Raw genomic sequence first — 22,276 nt, forward strand, 5'->3', positions numbered from 1 at the left:
CACGAGAAGAGGTGGCCCGGCATAGCGATTCACAGAAAACCGCATGTCCCTGCACCCGGTTGAACATAAATGAATGGAGACGAACCGCAATGAATACGCACAGCATCGAAGTGCAGAGCTTCATCGATAATCAGCGCTTCTCGCCGTATCAATGGGTCGTTCTGATCCTCTGCTTTCTCGTGGTCGCCGCCGACGGCTTCGACACGGCGGCCGTCGGTTTCATCGCGCCTTCGCTGACCGGCGAATGGGGCCTCACGCGCGCCGCCCTCGGTCCGGTGATGAGTGCGGCGCTCGTCGGTCTTGGCATCGGGGCGCTCGCGGCGGGCCCAGTTGCGGATCGAATTGGACGCAAGGCCGTGCTTGCGTTGTCGGTATTCTTCTTCGGTGTATGGAGCCTCGCGTCGGCGCAGGCGAACTCCATCGAATCGCTCACGGCATGGCGCTTTCTCACAGGTCTCGGACTTGGCGCGGCCATGCCGAACGCAGTCACGCTGATGTCGGAATACGCGCCTGCACGCATCCGCGCGATAGCCGTCAACGCAATGTTCTGCGGCTTCTCCGTGGGACTTTCTATCGGCGGCTTGTGCGCGGCGTGGCTGATTCCGCATTTCGGCTGGCAGAGCGTTTTGCTGACCGGTGGCATCGGGCCGCTCGTGCTCACGGTGCTACTGATCGCGTTGTTGCCCGAGTCCGCGCAATTCATGGTCGTGCGTAAGCGTCCGGCGCAGAAGATTGCGCGCGTACTGCGCCGCATTTCTGATGATCCGCTTCTTGCCGATGGCACTGCCGTTCATTTCGTTGCCGCCGACACGCGCATCGCAACGGAAAAGAAGTCGTCCCTGTCGATCATCGTGTCGAAGCGCTATCGGTTCGGCACCGCGATGCTGTGGCTCGCCTACTTCACCGGCCTGATGATCTACTACCTGCTCACCAACTGGCTGCCGACCCTCTTCAAGGACGCCGGCTTCACGGCGCAAGGCGCGGCGCTGACCACCTCGCTTTTTCCGCTCGGCGGCATTCTCGGCAACCTGGGTCTCGGCTGGGTCATGGACCGCGCCAATCCGCGCCGCGTCAATGCATGCGCGTACGTGTTGTCGGCGGCGCTTGTGCTGACCATCGGAAGCGGCGTCTCGGACCGCTTCTGGCTCTCCGTTCTCATATTCCTGAGCGGCATTGCGGTGACTAGCGCGGTGACCTCCATGTCCGCGCTCGCCACCGCCTTTTATCCAACGCAAAGCCGGGCCACGGGCGTCGCGTGGATGCTCGGCATCGGTCGCATGGGCGCCGTAGCGGGCGCGCTGACGGGCGGCGCAATGATGAGCATGAACCTGGAATTCGGCGCAGTGTTCGAACTGCTGGCAGTGCCCGCAATCATCGCGGCATGCGCGCTGTTCGCGCTTAGCCGCCGCGACGAAGGGATGAAAACGAGTTCCGCGCCGACGAGGGCAACTGTACCCATGGATTAATGCATTCGCCATTGCGAATCGGCAATGGCTTCCTGCGCCATGCAGTTTCCTGCATCGATACAGTTGTTATGGCGCGGCTGTCACCTGTCCGCTTGTCCCGTGCCGTGCTCGCCGGAAAGGTCGGTGATCGCGATGTCGCGGAAAGTCGCCGTGCCGTTGTCGGCGAAAAGAGCGACGCGGTCGTCCTCGCGTGCGGGAAAGACAAGATCGGTGATGACGGTCGCACCGTCATTTGCAAAGACCTCCACTGAGTCGCTGTCGGTCACGACCCTGATCCGCAATGCGCCGTTCGTGAGGTCCACGTTGACGATGTGCTGCTTGCTGAACGCAGGCGAAAATCCGGTCACCCCGGAGTTCGACCGGTCGAGCGTCAACGTGTGCAGACGCGCGTCGTACACGATGCGTGTTCCGGTCTTTCCATCCGTCGAGGCGCGCACGATGAGTCCCGCGCGCTCGGCTGACTGCGGGCTGATCGTCAGTTCGATGTCTTGCACGACGCCGCGCGTTGACGGCGCAAGAGCCTGAGTGCCTGAACTGACGCTGAGTTCGCCGATTCTCGCCGTGGTGCTCGCACGCACGAGCGCCGCGTATTGGGTAACGGGCTCGAAGGTCAGCTGCGGCGTGCCGTTAATCGTCTTGAGCGCGAGCTTGCGCGGCAATGCCATCGCGCCTTTCCACGGCGTGGTCGGGACGCGGTCCGCATAATCCCAGTTGCTCATCCAGCCTATCGTGACCGGCGCGCCGCCAGGTGCGCCCGCGAACGTGCCGGCCGCGTAATAGTCCGCGCCGTGATCGAGCCACAGATAGCGTGACGGGTCCGAACCCGCGGGCGGCATATGCTCAGGCTTGAACGTCTTGCCGTCGAAATCGCCGACGAAGTACATCGCGCCCGAGCCGCCCGCTATCGACCACGGGTTGACGTTGACGATCATCACCCACTTCTGTTTGCTGCTATCGCCATCGAGCGGAACAGGAAACAGGTCCGGCATTTCCCACAACGCCTCGCGGTGCGGAGTGTCGGGAAGCGAGAAGTCGCTGAGAAACGTCCAGTCGATGAGGTTATCGGAACGGTACATCTTCACCACATGCGCGTCTGCCACAACCGCGCTCATCAGCCAAAAGGCTCCCGGTGCATACCACGACACCTTCGGATCGCGAAACTGCTTCGACTCCGGCGCGAGCGTGAGCACGGGGTTGCGCTTGTACGGCTGCCATGTCTTGCCATCGTCGAGGCTATACGCAAGCGATTGCGCCTGGATGCCCGGTGCATGTCCGGAACCTTCCTTGTACGCGCTGGTGTAAAGCGCAACGAGCGGCGGCGAATGAGGCGCGCCGAGGCCGGACGAGTTGCGCGCATCCACGACGATCGAACCCGAGAAGATTTCCTCGTTCGCATCGGCATGCATGGCGACGGGGTGTTCCCGCCAGTGCAGTAGATCGCGGCTGGTCGCGTGCCCCCACGACATGTTGCCCCATGCGTTTCCGGCAGGGTTGTACTGGTAGAAAAGGTGATAGAGGCCGTTGTGGTAGACGAGGCCGTTAGGATCGTTCATCCAGTTGCGCTGTGGCGTGTAGTGAAGCGCGGATCGCCATTGCGAGGTGCCGTCTTCGACGCGGTCCGAAGAGGCCGGCGATGCAAATGCGCGGCATGGGGCAACGCAGGCCACGATGGATGCGCTCAGCAAGGCGAACAACCAGGCAGGCCGCAAGCGCGGAATGAAGTTGGGAAATCGTTGCAGCGGGTGCATGTATTGTCTTGTCCGGTGATGGACGCAGGCCTTTCGGGACTCTCGTGATTCTCGTCGGGCGAGGGCTGCACGTTGTGCTACGAAGGACCTGAGCGAAGGCACGGTGCGAAAGACAGTGCGAAGTAATGGTGCGAACGAGCGCTGCATCAGCGCCGCCTCACGCAGCGCTAACAACGGCCGGGCATATTCCCAGGCCGAGCACGACGGTGCCGTTGCGCGTGTTGGCGGCCGTGAGGCCGCGACGCGCCGTCTCACGCATCGCACGATTCACGGTGTTGACATTCAGGCCGAGGAAATCGGCGAGCACACGCTGCGACGGCAGGCGGTCGCCGGGCTTGAGCCGGCCCCTTGCGATGGCGGCCTCGACTGCCGCGACAACTGCGCGGTACGCTGGGCCCCGATACTGATGCAAGTCTGGAATCCACCAGCGGTTCATGGTCACATTCCAGGGTGCGTAATCTGCGTGTTTTCCGTCGATCAGGCGCTTTCTACGGTGCCGGTGCCGGCGCAGTGAACCGGTAAGAGGGCGTGACAGCTGAACCTTGTCCGCGCCGACTTCCGTTCACTGGCCATGCGTTGCAGCGCTATGCAATGGTCGTCCTCAGCGCTGCAGACCGTGTGCGATTTTCAGTTAGTGATCGCCGGAATTGCCGCGGCCGGCGTCCAGGTTGGCCGGAATGTCGCCATAGCCGCCGAGTCCGCCGTTGCCATACGTCCTGTCGACGGACGTGGACGCGCCCGAGATGTTCAGCTTCACAGTGGGCGCCAGCGTGCCGCCGCGCCGCGGGCCCACCGCGTCGATGAACGATTCGACGAGGCCGCCGGGCATCACGTAGTGCGAGTACGACTGGAACGCGCGCGGGATCTGATTCGGGTCCAGCGCATACGGCGCACCGATCGGCTGATCGAAGTCGGTCGGATTGCCCAGCACCAGGCCGCTGCCCTTGTTCAGCGGAAGGAAGTCGCTGCGAATGCCGTTGCCAACGAAACCATAAACCCCGTCCGGCCCGTCGACGCCCGCTGCATAGGTCGGACGGTGACTGATCGTGAACAGGTAGTACTTGCCGTCCTTGATGTAGATCTGCGGCCGCTCGGTCTGATCGTTCACGCAGTTCGCCGACAGAATGGGCGGCAGGAACTTCCATTGCGTGAGGTTTTCGTTCGTCGCGACGGCGAGCCCCACGTTCGCCTTCTGATACGTGGCGCCCGAGTTCATCACGGCGTTCAGGTCTTCGCGGTAAGGGTCGCCGGGCGCATAGCCCAGATCGGCCTCGGTGCACGTGCGCGCGCCGCGCGGCCCCGCCGTGTTGCCTTCGAACACCATGAATGTCTTGCCGGGATGCGCGGGATCGACGAACACGAACGGATCGCGGAACGAGTAGTAGCCGTTCTGATCGCGCGACTGATACAGCTTGCCGTCGGGTTCGAGCAAAGCATCGTGCTTGTCGAAGCCGTCGAACCACACGTGTTTGTCGTCGGCGTGAATGTGGCCGTCCGTGCGCGAGATGATCGCGATGGGTGGCGTGATGTCCTGGCCGCCCTCGGCGGTGCGATTGAACGACAGCGCCGTGTAGTACAGGCTCACGTTATTGCCGTTCGTCAGGCGCGCTGAGCCCGACCATTCCGCGTTCTGGGTCATCGGCGCGGTGCCGAATACCCTCACGCTGGAACCGTCCGGAAACAGATGCCCGCCGTAAATCCAGCCGCCGTTGGCCGGGCGCTGCGGGGCCGGAATGCCCGCTTTGCGATAGAAGAATCCGATCCGCGCATGCACATGGCGGTCGTCGAACGAATAGCCTGCATGCGGATCGGCCGTCAACGAAAAGATGACTTCCCAACCCTTGAAGCTCAGGTTGTTCGCGCGAACGTCGGACAGTGGCCAGGTATCCCATACCCACACGTCCGGGTTGATCAGCGGGAAGTTCGATGCAATGTCCGGCATCGTCAGCGAGGCGGGCAGCGAGTTCTTGTCCGCGGCCGTTGCCGTATGCGACTGAGCCTTGATCTGGCGCACATCCGCGCGGGTCCAGCGCATCGTGAAGGCGCTTTCGGGGTCGTAAGCCTGCTGCGAGTGCGGAGTCGGGGCAGGGGAACCGGGAGCCGACTGGGCGAGGGCGGGCGCGGCGCTAGCAGCGAGTAAGGAACCTGCGACGACGCTCGCTCGCAAGCGAGGACGCACAGGCGTTGGGAAGAACGGGAGCAAGGTCATATGGCCGCATCCAGAAGAGTGGAGAAAAAGTTGCAGTCGAGGTTCGTCCAAACCGGTTTGGATCATAACCAAAACCGGTTTGGAACGCAAAGAAAGTTCTGTGACACGTTACAATCATGCGGTTTGGCGCAAGTCCTTCGCGACGCGCTGCGCCCCAGCTTTGCAAGGTGAACAGTGAAGGTGAAGGTGAATCTGAAGACGCTGTCCGACTCGCTCGGCCTTTCAAGGACGACGGTGAGCCGTGCGCTCAACGGTTACGACGACGTGAACGAAGCCACCCGCGTCCGCGTCAAGGCGGCCGCGGCGGCGCTCGGCTACCATGCGGACCCGACCGCGCGTCGGCTCGCCACTGGGCGTGCGGAGGCGGTCGGCATCGTCTATCCGTTCGGCGCGGGCGATCTCGGCGACCCGCGCTTTGGCGAAGTCGTTGCAGGCATGACGGAGGCGCTAGCGGAGAATGGGCTCGATCTCATCATCGTGTCGGCGCGGCCAGGCGCGGAACTGGATTCATATCGCCGGCTCGTCGGTAGCAAGCTGGTGGATGCGCTCGTCGTTGCGCGAACGCTCGTCGACGATCCGCGCATACGTTTCCTGCAGGACCACAAGTTTCGTTTCGTCGCGTACGGCCGCACGAACACTTCGCAGCCTTATCGATGGTTCGATTTCGATAACGAGGCGGGCGCGCGCGCGGCGACCGAACGTCTGATCGGGCTCGGTCACCGCCGCATCGCAATGGTCAGCGCGCCGCTGTCTATGAGCTTCGCAGCGCAGCGTCGCGAAGGTTTCCTGGCCGCACTGCGCGATGCCGGAATCGAGCCGGACGCTTCCCTGCTGGTCGAGACGTCGTTCGACAGGACAGGCGGCCATGAGGCGATGCGCGCGTTGCTGGGCCGCGCGCAACCGCCCACCGCCGTGCTGGTCGACAACAACATTGCAGGGACGGGCGTGTACCGCGCGCTTGTGGAGAGCGGCAGGAAGGCCGGCACCGAGGTCTCGCTGATCGTGTATGACGGCGTGCCGCCGGATGTGGCGTTCCCTCACACTGTCACGGCCGTCGTGCAGCGAACTGGTCAGTCGACCGGGCACATCATTGCGGAGCTCGTGATGGATGCGATCAACGACCGCAAGAGTTCCACACATCGACTCGTGCAGCCGACCGTAGAGCCGGGCGATACCGACGGGCCGCCTGTCTGACCGCGCGCACTTACTCTGCCAGATTGACGCCTGGACGACGTCGGCGCGAGTACATCAAAGAAAAGTCTCTACGCGCACCTCAATGCTTCCCATACGTAGACAAGTACTGCGCCAGTCCCGTCCACTGGGGCGAGGTGAGCAGTTGCGGGTGATCCCGCGCCACCTGAAGGGCGACGTTATGAAAGCCTTGCGACGTATCTGAAACGCCCGCTTGCACGGCCCCCTTGAATGCAGCCGCCGCTGCGTGCATCGGCGCACCCGCCAACGTAGGCGCGGGTTGAGTCGCAGGCTGACCGCTCAGAGCACTTGAAAGGCGGTCAAGCTGTGCACTGCGAGCGCTGACGGCAGTGGAATAGACGTTGTGCGAATCGAATTTCTCCGCGAGCATCTGAAGTACTGCGGTATGGTCGAGTTTTCCCGAGAAGACACTCCCCGGAGTCACATACGGTGAGACAAGAAACGCCGGCACTCGCAGACCGGTAGTCTTGAAAGAATACCCGCCGATGTCGACCGCAATGTCCAAAGGCGGTACATGATCGAAGAAGCCGCCGTGCTCGTCGTACGTGACCACAAGCAGTGTCTCTTTCCACCTGACCGGATTCGAAATCAACGTCCGGTAAATATCGGCGATGAACGCCTGACCGCCAGCCATCCCCGTGGGACAGTGATCGTCGTTTGCGGTGTTATGAGGACCGTCCGTGTATTCCGGTTCGATGAAGATCACTTTGGGCAAAATGCCGTTGCCCTGCCAGTCGTCCTGAAACCGCGAGTACCGCCGGAAGTTTCCGCCCGCCTCGTCGAGCGGCAGGGTCAAGGACAGCAGGATCTCCGGAAGCCATTCCTTCATCAGGCTGAAGAACGGAAAGAAGCTCCCCGACTGATAGACACACCAGGGTATGCCGCGCTGGCGAAGCCAGTCATATACGAGCGGCTGATCGGGCAAAAAGCTCAGCCCATGCACGTTGTCGCTGATCCGGCTCTCTCCTGCCATCGCCATCAGGCGGTTCGCCTGCGTGCCGGACGGTAACGGAGCAAACCAGTTGTCGCACACGGTGAAGTGTTTCGCGAGGAAGTCGAAGGTCGGTACGGTGCTAGCGTCGTAATAACCCATCACATCTGCCAGATTCGACGGTGCGGGTGTGCGAGTTGCGTAGCTCTGCACGAACCCGCCGAGTTCCGGACATCCTCCGGCCGTACATGGCGCGCTGATCTGCGTGGCAATGGGGCCGCGGTCGTGAGGCGGGTCGGATATGGGCGGCCCATTCGGGCTCAATGGATGAATGGGATATTGCTTGCCGTTGTATTCGTTGATGAAATTCGCCTGCCAGGTCGGGTCCGCGGAGAGACCGTTGACCTGGCCGCCGTTCAAGCTCAGATAGCCAAGCGCGTGATCGAAAGAACGGTTTTCCATCATGACGATCACGATGGTGTCAATCTGGTCCAGAACAGTCATCGAAGCTCCTTGAGCACCCGGCCGGTTATTCGTATCGGAAAAGCTAGGCGAAAACCACTGCTTTCGCGTCTCAGGTAATTCCCCAGGGCAACGCATGAAATGTTACGCGTTGTCGTCACCGGGCACACTTTTGGCGGCTGACGGCGACGGCCACCGCGTACGCGTGAACGTGAGCGGCGCATGCGCGATTTGCGTGTGACAGCGACGGATTTTCCCAGCTGCAGCGTTCAAGAAGAAACCAAGCCGTGCCGCGCTTCGATACTCAATGAATGGGAGAAACCAACATGACATCGACAAAGCCGCTTCGCGTTGGAGGCTACGTGCTTGCCGCCGCGCTGACCTGCACTGCCGCACTGACAGCCGCGCCCGCCTTCGCGCAGGCAGTGATCGTTGCGCCCGTCGCGCCGCCGCCGCCCCGCGTGGAAGTCATGCCCGCGCCCCGAGCGGGCTACGTCTGGGACCAGGGCCGCTGGCGTTGGCACCACGGTCGTTACGTGTGGGTGCCCGGCCACTGGCAGCCGGTTCGTGCCGGTTATCACTGGGTGCCTGGACATTGGGTGCAGCGCGGTCCGAACTGGCGCTGGGTAGCAGGTCATTGGGCGTGAAGGGCTCGCATGACTCAGGGAGACAAGCTGCCATGAAAACGCTCATGATATTGCTGCTCGCGGCCTCGCTCGCCGGTTGTGTGGTCTACCCGGCGCGGCCTTTCTACTATCGTCCGGCAGTCGTCGTATATTGAGCAAACGGCGTGAGCAAACCTCGTGAGCAAACCACGTGAGCGACCGCGATCCGCCTTTCACTCATCGATCGAATGATGCACGCCCAACGAACCTACGACGATGAAGCCGACGTGAAGTGCATCGCATGTATGCGGTGGGGCGCCGCGTCTTGAGCGAGCACGATCCCGACGCGGAATTGCTCGAGCAGGTCGGTCGGCACGATCCGGCCGCCGTGCGCACACTCGTTGCGCGCAAGCTGCCGCGTCTGCTCGCGTTAGCCACGCGCATGCTGGGCGATCGCATGGAAGCGGAGGACGTCGCCCAGGAAGTGTTCGTGCGAATCTGGAAGCAGGCCACGCGCTGGCGTGAAGGCGAGGCGAAATTCGACACCTGGATTCATCGCGTCGCGCTCAATCTCTGCTACGACCGCCTGCGCGGCCGGCGCGAAGATCCGCGCGATGACATGCCCGACGCGATCGATCCCGCCGCGTTGCCCGATGCGCGGCTCGAAGCGCGCGCTCGCGACGAGCGGGTTCGCGAAGCACTCGCCGCATTGCCCGCACGGCAACGCGAGGCACTGGTGCTCAGCTATTACCAGGAGATGTCGAACACCGACGCCGCAGCCCTGATGGGTGTCACCGTGGATGCGCTGGAAAGTCTGCTGGCACGCGCGCGCCGCAACCTGCGCGCTCAACTGGCCGACAGCGGCCTTAGCAAGGACAAGTCATGACGCCCGAAAGATTCCATCAGATCGTCGAAGCTTATGGCGCCGATCCGCGCCGCTGGCCGCTACACGAGCGCGCAGCTGGGCAGGCGTGGGCGCAGCTGCATCGCGCGGAAGCGGATGCATGCCTCGCCGAAGCGGCCGGCCTCGACGCGTGGCTGGCCGCTGACCATGTTGCGCCACCGGACGCGGCGTTGCAGCAGCGCATCATCAGCGGCGCGCCGGTGCGGCGGCGGCCCGCGATGCAGCGGCGCGCATGGTGGTGGTCTGGCGCGGCGGTCGCGGGCGTCGGGTTGCTCGGCGGCCTGGCCGGCGCTGTGGCCGTGTCGTTTTTCGTATTGACGGAAGCGGTGCCGCCCGTGCACGAGTCTTCTTATTTGACGTCGAGTTTCGGTGGATCCTCCGCCGATTGGAGCAGCGAATGAACAGCCGGTCATGGAAAATCGTGCTGGTGGCTTCACTCGTGCTCAATGTGTTCCTGCTGGGTGCGATTGCCGGTGGCGCTTATCAATGGTTTGCGGCACGCGGGGCGACGGCTCCGCTTATCGCGCAGCAGCGCGCGCTGCGCTTCGCCGCGCAGACGCTCTCCGCCGAGCGGCAGAAGGACTTTGCCGACAGCCTGAAGAATGGGCGCCGCGAGGGACGGCAGTTCGCGCGCGAGGCACGCGAAGGGCGGCGCGAAGTGTTGCGTCTGCTTGCCGCGCCGCAGTTCGATCGCGCGGCGCTCGAGGCCGCTTTGGCCCGCACGCGTGCCGCCGATAGCAGCCTGCGCGCAAAAGTGGAAAGCAGCGTGGCGGATTTTGCGGCGACGTTATCGCCCGATGAGCGAGCCAAATTCGCCGACAGCCTGCGCTTGCGCGGGCAGTGGCGCGAGCCGCTGCCCGGCGCCAATGGCGCAAAGCCGGCGAGCCCGGCGTCTTCGGGTGATTAAAAAAACAGACAGGCGCGACGGATATCTATCGCGCCGCACGTTCAAGCTATAACTAACGCCGAAGAGGATGGCATGGCTACGTCGTCGAACCTGACTGCCGCTGCAATCGCGCTGAACCGTTTCGGCCTGGGCGCCCGCACCGACGATACCCCGCCCGCCGATCCAAAGGCGTGGCTGCTTGCCCAGTTCGACCAGTATCAGCCGAGGCCAGCGGCGTGGGCGAGCCAGCCGGACTCGCTGGCGCTATCGAGCGAACTGGAGCAGCAGCGCATGCAGTGGCGTCAGCGGGCTCAGCGCAATCCGGGCGATGCCAGCATGCCGGCACAAACCAATGCTCAAGCCAACGAGCAAGCGTCCTCGCAAAGCAACGCGCAGAAAGATAAGGAAGCCGAACGAAAAGCCATTCGAACGGAAATACGCGACACCTACCGTTCGTCCGTGAATGCGCGAGTAACGAGCGCATTGACCACGCAGACGCCCTTCGTCGAGCGGCTGGTTCATTTCTGGGCGAACCACTTTGCGGTGTCGGCGGAAAAACCCGCTGTATCCGCGCTCGCCGGCTCATTCGAAGCCGAGGCGATCCGCCCACATGTGCTCGGCCGTTTCGAAGACATGCTGATGGCAGTCGAACGTCATCCGGCCATGCAACTGTTTCTCGATCAGACGGGTTCGGTAGGACCGGACAGCGTCGCGGCGATGCGAGCCGCGCAGCGCAATCCCGAACGCAAGCGCGGCCTCAACGAGAATCTGGCGCGCGAAATTATGGAGTTGCATACGCTGGGCGTGCGCAGTGGCTATAACCAGGACGATGTCACCGAATTCGCCCGCGCGCTGACCGGCTGGAGTCTCGCTGCGACTACCGGGAATCCCGCCAATCCTGGCAGTGCAGGCAAACCGGCAAGCCCGCCGATGCAACCGGCCGCCGCGCCAGGCAGTTTCGTGTTTCGCGACGCGCTGCATGAGCCGGGTTCGCGAATCGTCATGGGCCGCCATTACGATCAGCGAGGCGAAGAGCAGGCGCTCGCGATCCTCCATGACCTCGCAAGCGCGCCCGCGACAGCGCAGCACATTGGCTCGAAGCTGGCTCGTCATTTCATCGCCGACAATCCGCCGCCCGGCGTCAGCGAGCGGCTCGCGAGCGTGTTCGAGCGCAGCGGCGGCGATCTGCCGTCCGTCTACCGCGCATTGCTCGACACGCCGCAAGCGTGGTCGCCCGCAGCCGTGAAGTTCAAGACGCCATGGGAATGGGCGATTTCGTCGATGCGCGGGCTCGGCTGGCAAGACCTCGGCAACCTGCAGGCAGCTCCCATCCTCGTGCAACTCGGTCAACCCGTATGGCGGCCGGGCTCGCCCGCCGGTTACGACGACATTGCTGCAAGCTGGGCTGCGCCCGATGCCCTGGTGCGCCGCGTCGAAACGGCGCAGCGCTTCGCGGCGCGCGTCGGCGATCGGCTCGACGCCCGCTCGCTGGGGCCGGTCCTGCTCGCTGGATCGCTGAGCGCACCGACCGCAGCGGCCGTATCGCGTGCCGAAAGCGCATCCACGGCCATCGCGCTGTTGCTGGTCTCGCCGGATTTTCAACGGAGATGAACACCGTGTCCTCACGCCGTCAATTTCTGCAAATCGCTGCCGCCGGTGCGGGTGCGATTCTCGTATCGCCGCGCATTGCGTTTGCAAGCGTTGCCACGGATCGCCGTTTCGTGTTCGTGATCCAACGCGGTGCGGCCGATGGGCTGAACATCGTCGTGCCGTACGCCGAGCCTGCCTATGCCACGTTGCGCGGCGCGCTTGCGATCGATACGTCGAGCGCGCGCCGCCTGGACGGCAGCTTCGCGCTGCATCCCGCGCTCGTACAAATCGGCACGATGTACGCGGACCGTCAGGCGCTGTTCGTGCACGCGGTGGCATCGCCTTATCGCGACCGCTCGCATTTCGATGGGCAGAACGTGCTGGAGACCGGCGGCGCGTCGCCGTATCAGGTGAAGGACGGCTGGCTGAACCGGCTCGTCGAGCAACTGCCCGCCGTGCGCGAAAGCGCGATTGCCTTCGCGCCGACGGTGCCGATGGCGCTGCGCGGCAACGCGAAGGTGAGTTCGTACGCGCCTTCGGCGTTGCCGCAAGCGCCGGATGATTTGCTGACGCGCGTCTCGCAACTGTACGAGCAGGATGCGCAGTTGCGTCCGTTATGGGCATCCGCGATGACGGCACGCGGCCTCGCAGGTCATGCCGGCGCGCGCCAGGACCCCGCGAGCCTCGGCAAGCTGGCCGCTGGTTTCCTGTCGCGCGACGAGGGTCCGCGCATCGCGATGATCGAAACCGGCGGCTGGGACACGCACAGCGCGCAAAACGCGCGCCTTGCGAACCAGTTGAAAGCGCTGGACACGATGCTGGCGGCGCTGCGCGACAACATGGGCCCGGTGTGGAGCAAAACCACGGTACTGGTGGCGACGGAGTTCGGCAGAACCGCGGCCGCGAACGGCACCGGCGGCACCGATCACGGCACCGGCTCGGTGGCGATGGTATTGGGCGGCGCGGTCTCGGGCGGACGAGTCATCGCGGATTGGCCCGGTCTTGCGCCTCGCGATCTTTACGAAGCGCGCGACCTCAAGCCGACCACGTCGCTCGACGCGCTGATTGCCGGCGTCGCGAGCGAAAGCCTCGGCCTCGATCCTGAGCGCACGGCTCGCGCGCTGTTCGGTCAAACGGTCGCCACCAGGCCGCTGACGGGTATCGTGCATACGTAGTCGGCCGGCGCCGCACACGCATCACGACTGGCTTGAGCAACGCCGGCGCGCTATGCGCCGCGCCGGCTTGCGGCCCGGTTTCAGCACACTCAGCGGATACGCAAGCGGTGCAGAAAGCGTTGGGCGACAAGTCGCCGGGCGATGCATCGGCGCTGAAAGACGCTGTGCAGAAGGCCGAGAAAGCCAACGCGCAACTGACCCGCGAAGCGCTCGCGCGCGAGGTCAGCGTTGGCTTTGGCGCGGCCTGCGCGCCCTCGTGATCGAGTTGCGTATCGCCGAAGGTGAATAGAGCCGTTTGCTCTTCGCCCGTTTCGCTTATTGATTGCGGGAAAACTACGAACTATCGTGGCGCGATTGCGATGGTATTCGATGCATGAAGCATGCAGCGCCAGAACGCCCCGACGTAACGGGAAGCGCTCTGAATGTGGGCGCAAGCATAAAGTTATCCGCCAGTTTGTCGATAGAACAGCGAGGAGCACGCGCCGCGCGCTGATACGGCGCGGCTCGCCGAAGCAAACCACAAGAAAAATCAGTCGCATAAGGCTGATACTAAAAAAGAGAGAGGGCCGATGACTGGTATCTACAACCCGCTGCTGGTCTGCCTGTCGCTGGTGGTCGCATTTCTCGCGTCCTACACGGCAGTGGAGGTGTCCGGCGGCCTGAATGCGTTGGCGAGCGCGAAACGGCGGCCGCTGTGGCTCGTCGGTGGCGCCGTGTCGATGGGCGTCGGCATCTGGTCGATGCACTTTATCGGCATGCTCGCGTTTTCACTGCCGATCCAGGTTGGCTACGATTTCTCCACTACCGCTGCGTCGCTGTTCCTTGCGATCGGCGTGTCGCTGATCGCGCTTGCCACCGCGAGCCGCGGCGTGCTGTCGTACAGGCGTTTGTGCGTCGCCGGGACAATCATGGGCCTCGGCGTGGCCGCCATGCACTTCACCGGCATGCACGCGATGCAGATGTCGCCTGCAATCGAATATACGATCTGGAAAGTCGCGCTCTCGGTGGGCGTGGCCATCGCCGCGTCGATGGCGGCGCTTTGGCTCGCCTTCACGCTGCGCGCGTCGGACCTGGAAAACCTCGTCGTCAAGCGGCTCGGAGCGGCCGTGATCATGGCGGTCGCGATCACCGGAATGCACTATCTCGGCATGAGCGCGGCCAACTTCGCCGCCGGCAGCCTTTGTCTGTCCGGCGGTAAGCTCGATGCGAACTGGCTCGCGCTCGTGGTCACGGCGACGTCGTTCACCGTACTCGTCGGCACGCTCGCATTGCTCGGCTTCCATACGAGCAGCCTCTCCATCTCGCTCAGGCGCGCGAACCGGCAACTGCATTATCTCGGCACGCATGATGCGCTGACGAATCTGCCGAACCGTCAGCAATTGTCGTTGCATATCGCGCAGGCGGTCGACGAATGCGCACGCAGAGCATCGCCGTTCGCCGTGCTCTTCATCGACCTCGACGGCTTCAAGTCGATCAACGATTCGCTCGGCCACGGCGTAGGCGACGACTTGCTGCAGGTGTGCGCCGAGCGTCTGCGCCAGGACTTGCGCCATACCGACATGGTCGCGCGGCTCGGCGGAGATGAATTCGTGATCGTGGTCGAGAACGTGGCCGAAGTGTCGTCCGCGGTGGCGGTGGCCAATGGCGTCCTGCAGCGGCTAAGTCAGGAGATCGTCGTCAACGGATTGCCGCTTCGCGTGAGCGCGAGCATCGGCATCGCGTTCTATCCTCGCGACGGCGGCAATGTCGACGAACTGCTGCATAGCGCGGACGCAGCGATGTACGCGGCCAAGCAAAGCGGGCGCAACACGTTTCGCGTGTTCGAACCGCAGATGAACCACACCGCGCTCAAGTCGCTGGTCCTGCAACGCGATCTGCATCGAGCGTTGAGCGACGGCCAACTCAGTATGTCATTCCAGCCGAAGTTCAGCGTTGCATCGCAGTCGGTGACGGGCGTCGAGGCACTGATCCGCTGGCGTCACCCCGAGCTCGGCGAGATTCCTCCGCTCGAATTCATCCCCATTGCGGAACGCTCGGGGCTCATTGTCGAGATCGGCGACTGGGTGCTGCAGGAGGTCTGCCGCAATATTGCGGTGTGGGACGCGCAAGGGCTGCCCGCGATCTGCGTGGCGGTGAATCTTTCGCCGATCCAGTTCAGCGTGCCGGACCTGGTGGCCCGCATCGATGCGCTGATCGGCGCAGCCGGCGTCGATCCGTGTCGCCTGATGTTCGAGATTACGGAGACGACGGCGATGCAGAACATCGAGAAGACGAGCCGCACGATCGAAGCGCTGCAGTCGCGCGGCTATACCGTCGCCATCGACGATTTTGGCACCGGATATTCGAGCCTGGGTTATCTACAGCGCTTCAGGTTCGATCAGATCAAGATCGACGGTTCGTTCATGCGCGATCTCGACGACGGCGGTCAGCGCGGCAGCGCCTTGCTGTCCGCCGTCGTGACACTCGCACGCGCGTTGCAGATCGAGGTTGTGGCCGAAGGTGTCGAGACTGAGTCGCAATTCCGCACGCTCGGCGAGCTTGCCTGTGATCAGGTGCAGGGCTTCCTGTTGAGCCGGCCGTTGCCCGCCGCCGAGTTCCTTGCGTTCCTGCGGTGCGCCGCGGACCGGATCGTCGCCACCGAGCGCGCCTGCGCCACGCCCACAGCGTGAGGGCGGGCGGCGGTCGCGACCGACCGCCCTCTCTCCAGCCTGATTTAAAAAACGGCCCAGCCAGCAGTCGAATTTGATGCGATGTCCCTCCCGACAGAGCAAGCGGTCACGTGGACCTATACTGGGGCATCTGGAGGCTCCAATGGCAAATCACGACAGGCTGCATCCGCTACGTCCGCTCCTAAAGAACTGGGTCTGGGAGCATGGCCGAATCGGTACTCGATATCTCGACTGCACCGATGGCGAAATCAAGTTTGACGAAGGCAAGAAGTCGCGCTTCGCGGCCGAAGAATATATTTACGTGCCACTCGAAAAAGATGCTGGCGACGATGCGTCTATAGAAGGTCCTGCGATCCAGGAGGCGGGGCTCGCCCGCTTTTTGAGGGCAGCACAGTTAGGCAAGCCCGAGGAAGCCGGCACTATCGCGGAGGTCCAGCGCGCAGTGCAGGACTGCATCGAACTCGGCCTGTTTAGCGCATACCAGTTCGGCGCGCGCGAGGCCCTTGCACGCTATGCGCAGGAACCCATGTTCGAGGACGAAATCCGCGCTGCGGTGGTCGACGATATCCGGCGCATCTACTCGGGCATCCGCGAGCAATTGGCGCTGTACGATTTCAGTGTGCTTTACGGCTTGCCCATGCCGCTACTCATCAGCGAGGCGCCGTTCATCGACTGGCGCGTGCAGGCTAGCCCGGCGCTTCCGTTTGTCTCGCTTCCTCTGGGGCCATACTGCCTGCTGGTGGGTGCGCCGTCGGGCAGGAGCAGCCGAATCGGCCCCGTGGTCTGGAAGTCCGCCGCGGCGTTGGGTCCGTTGAAGGACCACAATCGCCAGATCGCGGAGCACGCACGGTTGTGGCTCGTGGCGACCACTGATGACCAACTCGCCGCGGTGCAAGGCCGCTTTGCTCAGGCCAGGAACCCCAAGTCAGGGGACGCGAAGCCTTGACCGCAGTCGGTGGGAAACGCGCGGCTGGCGCCGCTGCGCTGTGATTTATATCAAAAGGTGATATATTCTGAAGTTGCACGGGCTTGTCATTGCGATGCGTTTCTCGCAACCACTGCATGGCCGTGTAATGAACAGAAAAGGGGGCGACATGCCGGCCTTCAACCGCATTCTTCTCTGCTACGACGGAAGCCGCGAGGGGCAGCATGCGCTGACGGACGGCGCCCATCTCGCGCAAGATCTCGGGGCGCAGGTGCACGTCCTTTCCGTGATTAACAATCCTGCATGGGCGCAAGGTGCGGACATCACCTGTGCGGTGCCAGCTGATATCGTCAGCGATTCGGTCAAGAGCGTGCTCGAAGAAGGCTTGAGGAAACTCGCAGCGCGGGGAATTCACGCAACCGGGCACTTCGCTATCGGTGATCCGCTGGATCAGATTCCGTTCTTTGCCAGAGACCTCAACGTCGATCTGATCGTCGTGGGACATCATCGAACGAGCAGGTTCGCGCGGTGGTGGGGCGGCAGGACTGACGGTCTGCTGCTCGACCGGGTCAGTTGCAGCGTGCTTGTGACGATGGGCCCGGAAGAGGGTTCTGACAACTTGACAGCTGAGGATTCCGCTGTCCGCAAGACGGAGTCGCCGGTCGAGCACTTGTAACCCATGCCGGCGGGAGGTAGCCCCGAGCCCTGGCAATCGCCGAAGCGCAGCCGGGCGAAGACGGCCACCGCAGCGTTGACCCTACAGATCCGGACGACACGACACCGCCCGTGTGCCGGCTACAACTGATGCAGATGCCGGCGCTACAGTTGACTTCAACGGCCATTTCAACGGCGACGCATTGATGAGAACAGGTGCTGCTCACCAGTTCTCGTTCCCCTCCGACTGCAAGATGTCCCCGCCTTTTCCGAGTATCGATGGCAGCGGTGAAGGTGCTATATCGCGCCTGTTCGGCGTATGAAGGTCGGTTCTCGTCGGCGCGCTTAGAGCGTCGATTTGGGCTGCCGTGCTTACGTCGACGGAGCATCACAGGGGCATTTCGGCCAACATTCAGCGACACCGGCCAGACACTCACTGAATGTGCGCAAGCGCGCATTACAGAGCCGAAGCCGCGCAACCCATGGTGGTAGATAACATAATCTGAGTGTATTGCGGACGGGACACAGCGACTCGTCGGACGAACGAAATCCCGCGAGACGGTGATGCCGTCGTATCCCCATACACGCCAAACTGCTCGACCAAATGAACAGCTTCGATACAAGCATCGAGACTTTTCTCACACAATTCAATCTTTGTACCCCGTGTAACCATGTCGTACAGGTCATCGCGGACATGTACACGTTCAAGGGCCTCGTGCTGATTCCGGTTTTATGGTGGATATGGTTCCAGTCGGCCGAGCGTAGGCAATGGAGGCGCGAAATCCTCATCGCCACAACCGTGAGCGGTCTACTGGCTCTTTTTGTCGGAAGACTTCTGGCGCATTTCCTGCCGTTCCGGACGCGCCCCGCATATTCTCCCGAACTGCACCTCCATTTCCCATTTGTGCCGGCCGCGGAGAGCATGCTATCAGGGTGGAGTTCATTTCCAAGTGATCACGCAATGCTCTGGACGTCGGTGGCGGTGGGGATTTTTATCGTCTCCCGCCGGATCGGCGTGCTGGCGCTCCTGTATGTCGCAATCTTCATTTGCGCCCCGCGGGCTTACCTGGGCTTTCACTATCCAACTGACCTGCTGGCAGGGGCCGCAATTGGCATTGCCATTACCTGCATCATGACCCGGGATTTTGTCAGAAGACTTTACGCCACCGATGTATTGCGTTGGATCGAGCGTTACCCCGGCCCATCGGCGATGCTGGGATTTGTGCTGTGTCTGGAACTGGTAACCCAGTTTGACGAAATAAGGACATTCGCCAGTTCTGTTTTTAAGCACGTCTGATTTATTTCGGTTTCCTTACATTTCCAACCATTGATGCGAGGGATCCTTGCGAACTCGCTATCGCCGACGTGGCGGTCCGCAACCATCGCGACGGGAGGTTGCAGGAATGCGGCATCTGGCTGCATCCACTTACGGAGCGAACGGACCATCGTCTTCTGGGGCAGAAGTGGTCGCCAGCAAGCCTGATCGCCAGAGCAACATCTGTTCGCAAGGGGCAACTAGTCATGCAATTCTGTTTCCTGTTTCTGAGCGGCACATGCAGTGCGCTGGCCAGCATACTTTTGCGTCTCGCGGGACAAGTTGTTGTGAGCAGCGATGTGTTGGTGCTCGGTATGAACGGCCGGCCCTTGCTGTATCGACTGGGCGCGATTGGTGCTTACGGCGCCGGGTTCGCGTTCTATGCGCTGGCACTGAGGCGCGTTCAACTGAGCGTCGCCTATCCGCTTATGGTTGCGGTGACTATCCTTGAAATCGTGATGTTCGGCGTTGCATCTGGCGAGACGATTTCGCCCCGTATCGTTGCTGGAGCGGGGCTACTCCTTGTCAGTGTAATACTGCTGTACCTGCCGGCAACATCAGGGGCGTGAAAGACACGCGGTTCGACAAGAAACGTTGAGTTGCCTGGGAGGGGCTTTGATGATCGTACGAAAAGGAGCGGCACCCGGTGTGCCGCCATTGCATGTTTGGGGCCTCTGGCTAATTGGGACTCTGGTGGCGTCGGTGCCGCTGTTCGTTACGTCAATTCCGCCGCTTGGGCAGCACTTTTATAATATCGTCCGAATAGACATCCTTTCGCATCCGGCATCGTACGCTGGAAACTTCATCGTTCGATGGGACACCTTGCCGGATCTCGCGATGGATCTAACGGTCCCGTGGCTGGCGAGCCTGTTGCCGGTGGAGTGGGCGGCGTGGCTATTTGTCGTTGTCGAGCTAGCGCTGCTGACATCGGGATGCCTGGTGCTCAGCCGTGCCGCCAATGGCCGCTGGTCGTGGTTGCCGTTCGTCAGTTTCCTGCTGCTCTACAACTGGATCCTGATACGCGGTTACGACAACTACCTGTTTGGCCTCGGCCTTTGCTTCTGGGCTATTGCCTTACATGTGTCGCTTCGCCAGGCTACGCTTGCGCGGATCGCTGTGTCATCGTGCACCGCGCTTTCCATATATTTCTGTCATCTGTTTCCGTTAGCCGTTTTTGCGCTGGTCACAGGGACGTGGGAACTTGGCTGCCTTCTTCAGGAAGGGGAAGTTCAAATCCGCTCGCTGACTCGACATGCGGCCGCGAGCCTCGTTCCGTTGATCCTCCCCATCGCACTGTTGGCTCACAGCAGTACCGGTGGCCTTGGCGGGTCCATCGACTTTGGCGTCATTCATATATTCGCAAAAATCAGTCGATGGCTCGATGTCTTTGCTGTAGGCAACCCAGCAGGCGACGTGGCAATACTGGCAAGTCTAGGTCTGACCTTAGCCGTTGGCTTTCTACTGAGGTTGTGGACGTGCAAGCCTGAGTTCCGGATAACGATTATGGCGCTACCGGTCGTAGCCTTGTTTGCGCCGTTCACCGCGTTCGCGTCATACGGCGTTGTTGAGCGCTGTGCGCTGAGCTTCGCGTTTTTGCTGACTGCGCTGGTTGAGGTACGGCATTCTGCTCCCCGTGTTCAACGTGTCGGCGCACTGGTGCTCGTACTTGTGTTCGCGTTCCGGATTGCGACCGTGACGGCCGACTGGCGGGCGGCGAAGCCTGCCATTCAGGCTTATCGCGATACCTTCGCGTCCTTGAAACCGGGCTCAGTTTTGCTCCAGTACAAACAGGACACCACTTACCCGTCGCCAAGGACGGCCCCCCGCCGGTGGAACCCGTATCTGGACAAGGTCGTCGCTCTCGCAACGCTCGACGGCGTTCTCGTTCCCGATCTCTATCTCAAAGCTGGCCACCAGCCGGTGCTTTACCGCGGTGAGAACGCAGCGTTGAGGGAGTTTCAGGACGACATCGAAAACGGAGACAAGGCATTCCGGGCAGACGATCGTATGTTGCATGCCTGGACAACCGAACTGCAATACCGGTTCCCGGATCTCCAAAGCCGGTTCACTGGGGTTTATCTGGCCGTGTTCGATCCGTCGCGGCGCCTATCGGAAAGTCTGTCCGGCTGGCAGCTCGTCGCGACCTTGCCGGAACATCGACTCTATGAACTGCTTCCACGATGACCGCGGTTGCTAGTAGCGCTTGAACCCGGGTTCCGTCAATGGTCAGCGGATCTTCAGGTAAAAAGTACGTAGGAATGCTACCTACCGTACACAGGAATAAGCCTTTGGTAACGCTTCTGATGTAGACGCACGCCTGCATCACTCCGCATGTTGTTCAGGACGCGGTGCGACGGATAGCGACAGATTTTTGTCCGCCGCATGTCCGCGAGTCAGCGCAGTATTGACGAAGGGGCGTTCACTGTCGTCCCCGTGCCTAAGCAAAAGCAGGGGAGTCTATGTCGGATACGGTGACTTTGCGATGCGGCCACCAAGGCGGGCGGGCGCAACTATCGATGACAACGGATTCGCAAGTCCATATCGTTCCAAACGCGCTCATCTACATCGACGAACAGAGCGCGGGAAGTCCCAACTGCAGGCGTCGCAGTCCTTTCTGTTATCTGGAGCAGGCCATTACCCTCAACCGCAGTCTGCTTGCTCTGGGTCTGCCGCGGTTGACGATCGTTACGAACGTTCCCGACGAGATCGAACGTCAGCTCATGAAGTTCGGCCAGGACACACCTCCCTGGATTGTGCCGGTCAGCCCGTCAATCACGCTACCCAGAAGCACGCGTTTTTACAGCGCACATTTCAAGCTCGACCTGCTGGAGCAGGCTGGGCGCCGGCTTCCAAAAGACGCGCTCCTGATGCTGCTTGATACCGATATGGTTGCGCTGCGGCCATTGGATATGGACCTGCTGCGACGGTGCCAGGCGACGGGCGTCGGTGCATTCGACATCTCGGACCAGGAGTTTTCGGCGTACGGCGACGCGCGCGTCATGGCCGATCTGGAAACAGTCGCCGGCAGGCGCCTCGCCAATCCGCGATGGTTCGGCGGCGAACTTTTACTGGCCTCAGCCGGCTTCATTGAAGAACTCGTGCCGTGTGCGCGTGAGTGCTTCCATCGATATATCGGGTCCATGGCGGAACTGAACCACCATGGCGACGAGGTGTTCATGTCCGCCGCACTCAATCTTCTGTGTGAGCGCGGGCATCAGATTGTCGACGTGGGCGCGCACCGGCTAGTTGGCCGGCACTGGTCAGGCAACACACACCGGGATCTGCGATGGTTCAGGGGTTGCTCGCTGCTTCATTTGCCAGGCTGCAAGGAACTGCTGGAACGGCAGGCCCGCCGCGGCACTTTCAGTGCCGCCCAGCTGTGGTATCAACTTGCGGTGACGCACACGTTAAATCGCTTCATCTGGCCGCTCCGGCAGGGGATGCGCGCCCGTCGCCGCTGGCACTATGCCCGGGACAGGAAAGCCAGGGCTGAGGGTCAGCCGACATGAGCCGCTTCGCGTTGAA

The 22,276-nt window shown here is 62.2% G+C and carries 20 protein-coding genes; 16 read left to right on the plus strand and 4 right to left on the minus strand.

Features of this window, described 5'->3' with window-relative positions:
* Positions 1 to 89: 89 nt before the first annotated feature.
* The gene (locus tag C0Z16_RS26020; protein ID WP_102634935.1) at positions 90 to 1,466 is read left to right on the plus strand and encodes an MFS transporter; all 1,377 of its coding nucleotides are present in this window, start codon (positions 90 to 92) and stop codon (positions 1,464 to 1,466) included.
* Positions 1,467 to 1,546: 80 nt separating this feature from the next.
* On the opposite strand, the gene C0Z16_RS26025 is transcribed toward C0Z16_RS26020, so the two are convergent.
* The 3 genes from C0Z16_RS26025 to C0Z16_RS26035 all read right to left on the minus strand — a co-directional run bounded on the left by C0Z16_RS26025 (position 1,547) and on the right by C0Z16_RS26035 (position 5,423).
* Positions 1,547 to 3,214 (minus strand): glycoside hydrolase family 32 protein, encoded by a 1,668-nt coding sequence (locus C0Z16_RS26025; protein ID WP_102634936.1) that lies wholly within the window; start codon positions 3,212 to 3,214, stop codon positions 1,547 to 1,549.
* Positions 3,215 to 3,371: 157 nt separating this feature from the next.
* Entirely contained in the window at positions 3,372 to 3,650 is a 279-nt protein-coding gene (locus C0Z16_RS26030; protein WP_102634937.1) for a GntR family transcriptional regulator, read from the minus strand.
* A gap of 195 nt (positions 3,651 to 3,845) precedes the next feature.
* Positions 3,846 to 5,423 (minus strand): glycoside hydrolase family 68 protein, encoded by a 1,578-nt coding sequence (locus C0Z16_RS26035; protein WP_102634938.1) that lies wholly within the window; start codon positions 5,421 to 5,423, stop codon positions 3,846 to 3,848.
* Positions 5,424 to 5,603: 180 nt separating this feature from the next.
* Between C0Z16_RS26035 and C0Z16_RS26040 the strand changes: the two genes are divergently transcribed.
* Positions 5,604 to 6,617, plus strand: coding sequence for a substrate-binding domain-containing protein (locus C0Z16_RS26040; RefSeq protein ID WP_102634975.1), 1,014 nt, complete (start codon positions 5,604 to 5,606; stop codon positions 6,615 to 6,617).
* A 79-nt stretch (positions 6,618 to 6,696) separates the two neighbouring features.
* Here C0Z16_RS26040 and C0Z16_RS26045 read toward each other — a convergent pair whose 3' ends face one another.
* A complete protein-coding gene (locus C0Z16_RS26045; protein ID WP_102634939.1) occupies positions 6,697 to 8,070 on the minus strand; it encodes an alkaline phosphatase family protein in 1,374 nt (457 codons plus the stop codon).
* Between the two features lie 284 nt (positions 8,071 to 8,354).
* Here C0Z16_RS26045 and C0Z16_RS26050 point away from each other — a divergent pair, with 284 nt between their 5' ends.
* The 14 genes from C0Z16_RS26050 (at position 8,355) to C0Z16_RS26115 (ending at position 22,260) form a co-directional block, all read left to right on the plus strand.
* Positions 8,355 to 8,675: a YXWGXW repeat-containing protein gene (locus C0Z16_RS26050; protein ID WP_102634940.1), complete on the plus strand. Its 321-nt coding sequence runs from the start codon at positions 8,355 to 8,357 to the stop codon at positions 8,673 to 8,675.
* A 259-nt stretch (positions 8,676 to 8,934) separates the two neighbouring features.
* Complete coding sequence (locus C0Z16_RS26055) at positions 8,935 to 9,519, plus strand: RNA polymerase sigma factor (RefSeq protein WP_322788912.1); 585 nt, start codon at positions 8,935 to 8,937, stop codon at positions 9,517 to 9,519.
* Complete coding sequence (locus C0Z16_RS26060) at positions 9,516 to 9,938, plus strand: hypothetical protein (RefSeq protein WP_102634941.1); 423 nt, start codon at positions 9,516 to 9,518, stop codon at positions 9,936 to 9,938. Before C0Z16_RS26055 ends, C0Z16_RS26060 begins: the two co-directional genes overlap by 4 nt.
* Positions 9,935 to 10,444: a periplasmic heavy metal sensor gene (locus tag C0Z16_RS26065; RefSeq protein WP_102634942.1), complete on the plus strand. Its 510-nt coding sequence runs from the start codon at positions 9,935 to 9,937 to the stop codon at positions 10,442 to 10,444. The genes C0Z16_RS26060 and C0Z16_RS26065 overlap by 4 nt, the downstream gene beginning before the upstream one ends.
* Before the next feature lie 72 nt (positions 10,445 to 10,516).
* Positions 10,517 to 12,034: a DUF1800 domain-containing protein gene (locus C0Z16_RS26070; protein ID WP_102634943.1), complete on the plus strand. Its 1,518-nt coding sequence runs from the start codon at positions 10,517 to 10,519 to the stop codon at positions 12,032 to 12,034.
* 5 nt (positions 12,035 to 12,039) lie between these two features.
* On the plus strand, positions 12,040 to 13,188 hold the full coding sequence (locus C0Z16_RS26075) for a DUF1501 domain-containing protein (protein ID WP_102634977.1): 1,149 nt from the start codon (positions 12,040 to 12,042) through the stop codon (positions 13,186 to 13,188).
* A gap of 107 nt (positions 13,189 to 13,295) precedes the next feature.
* Positions 13,296 to 13,448 (plus strand): hypothetical protein, encoded by a 153-nt coding sequence (locus tag C0Z16_RS37835; RefSeq protein WP_158244521.1) that lies wholly within the window; start codon positions 13,296 to 13,298, stop codon positions 13,446 to 13,448.
* Between the two features lie 309 nt (positions 13,449 to 13,757).
* On the plus strand, positions 13,758 to 15,857 hold the full coding sequence (locus C0Z16_RS26085; protein ID WP_102634945.1) for a putative bifunctional diguanylate cyclase/phosphodiesterase: 2,100 nt from the start codon (positions 13,758 to 13,760) through the stop codon (positions 15,855 to 15,857).
* A 142-nt stretch (positions 15,858 to 15,999) separates the two neighbouring features.
* Positions 16,000 to 16,803, plus strand: a complete 804-nt coding sequence (locus tag C0Z16_RS26090) for a hypothetical protein (protein ID WP_102634946.1) — start codon at positions 16,000 to 16,002, stop codon at positions 16,801 to 16,803.
* A gap of 148 nt (positions 16,804 to 16,951) precedes the next feature.
* Complete coding sequence (locus C0Z16_RS26095; protein ID WP_102634947.1) at positions 16,952 to 17,458, plus strand: universal stress protein; 507 nt, start codon at positions 16,952 to 16,954, stop codon at positions 17,456 to 17,458.
* Positions 17,459 to 18,040: 582 nt separating this feature from the next.
* Positions 18,041 to 18,733, plus strand: coding sequence for a phosphatase PAP2 family protein (locus C0Z16_RS26100; protein ID WP_102634948.1), 693 nt, complete (start codon positions 18,041 to 18,043; stop codon positions 18,731 to 18,733).
* 224 nt (positions 18,734 to 18,957) lie between these two features.
* Positions 18,958 to 19,320, plus strand: a complete 363-nt coding sequence (locus C0Z16_RS26105) for a DMT family transporter (protein WP_102634949.1) — start codon at positions 18,958 to 18,960, stop codon at positions 19,318 to 19,320.
* 49 nt (positions 19,321 to 19,369) lie between these two features.
* The gene (locus C0Z16_RS26110) at positions 19,370 to 20,935 is read left to right on the plus strand and encodes a hypothetical protein (RefSeq protein WP_102634950.1); all 1,566 of its coding nucleotides are present in this window, start codon (positions 19,370 to 19,372) and stop codon (positions 20,933 to 20,935) included.
* Between the two features lie 332 nt (positions 20,936 to 21,267).
* On the plus strand, positions 21,268 to 22,260 hold the full coding sequence (locus tag C0Z16_RS26115) for a response regulator receiver protein (protein ID WP_102634951.1): 993 nt from the start codon (positions 21,268 to 21,270) through the stop codon (positions 22,258 to 22,260).
* Positions 22,261 to 22,276: the final 16 nt, after the last annotated feature.

Origin of the sequence: Paraburkholderia rhynchosiae, assembly GCF_002879865.1 — a bacterium.
GTDB classification, from domain to species: Bacteria; Pseudomonadota; Gammaproteobacteria; order Burkholderiales; family Burkholderiaceae; genus Paraburkholderia; species Paraburkholderia rhynchosiae.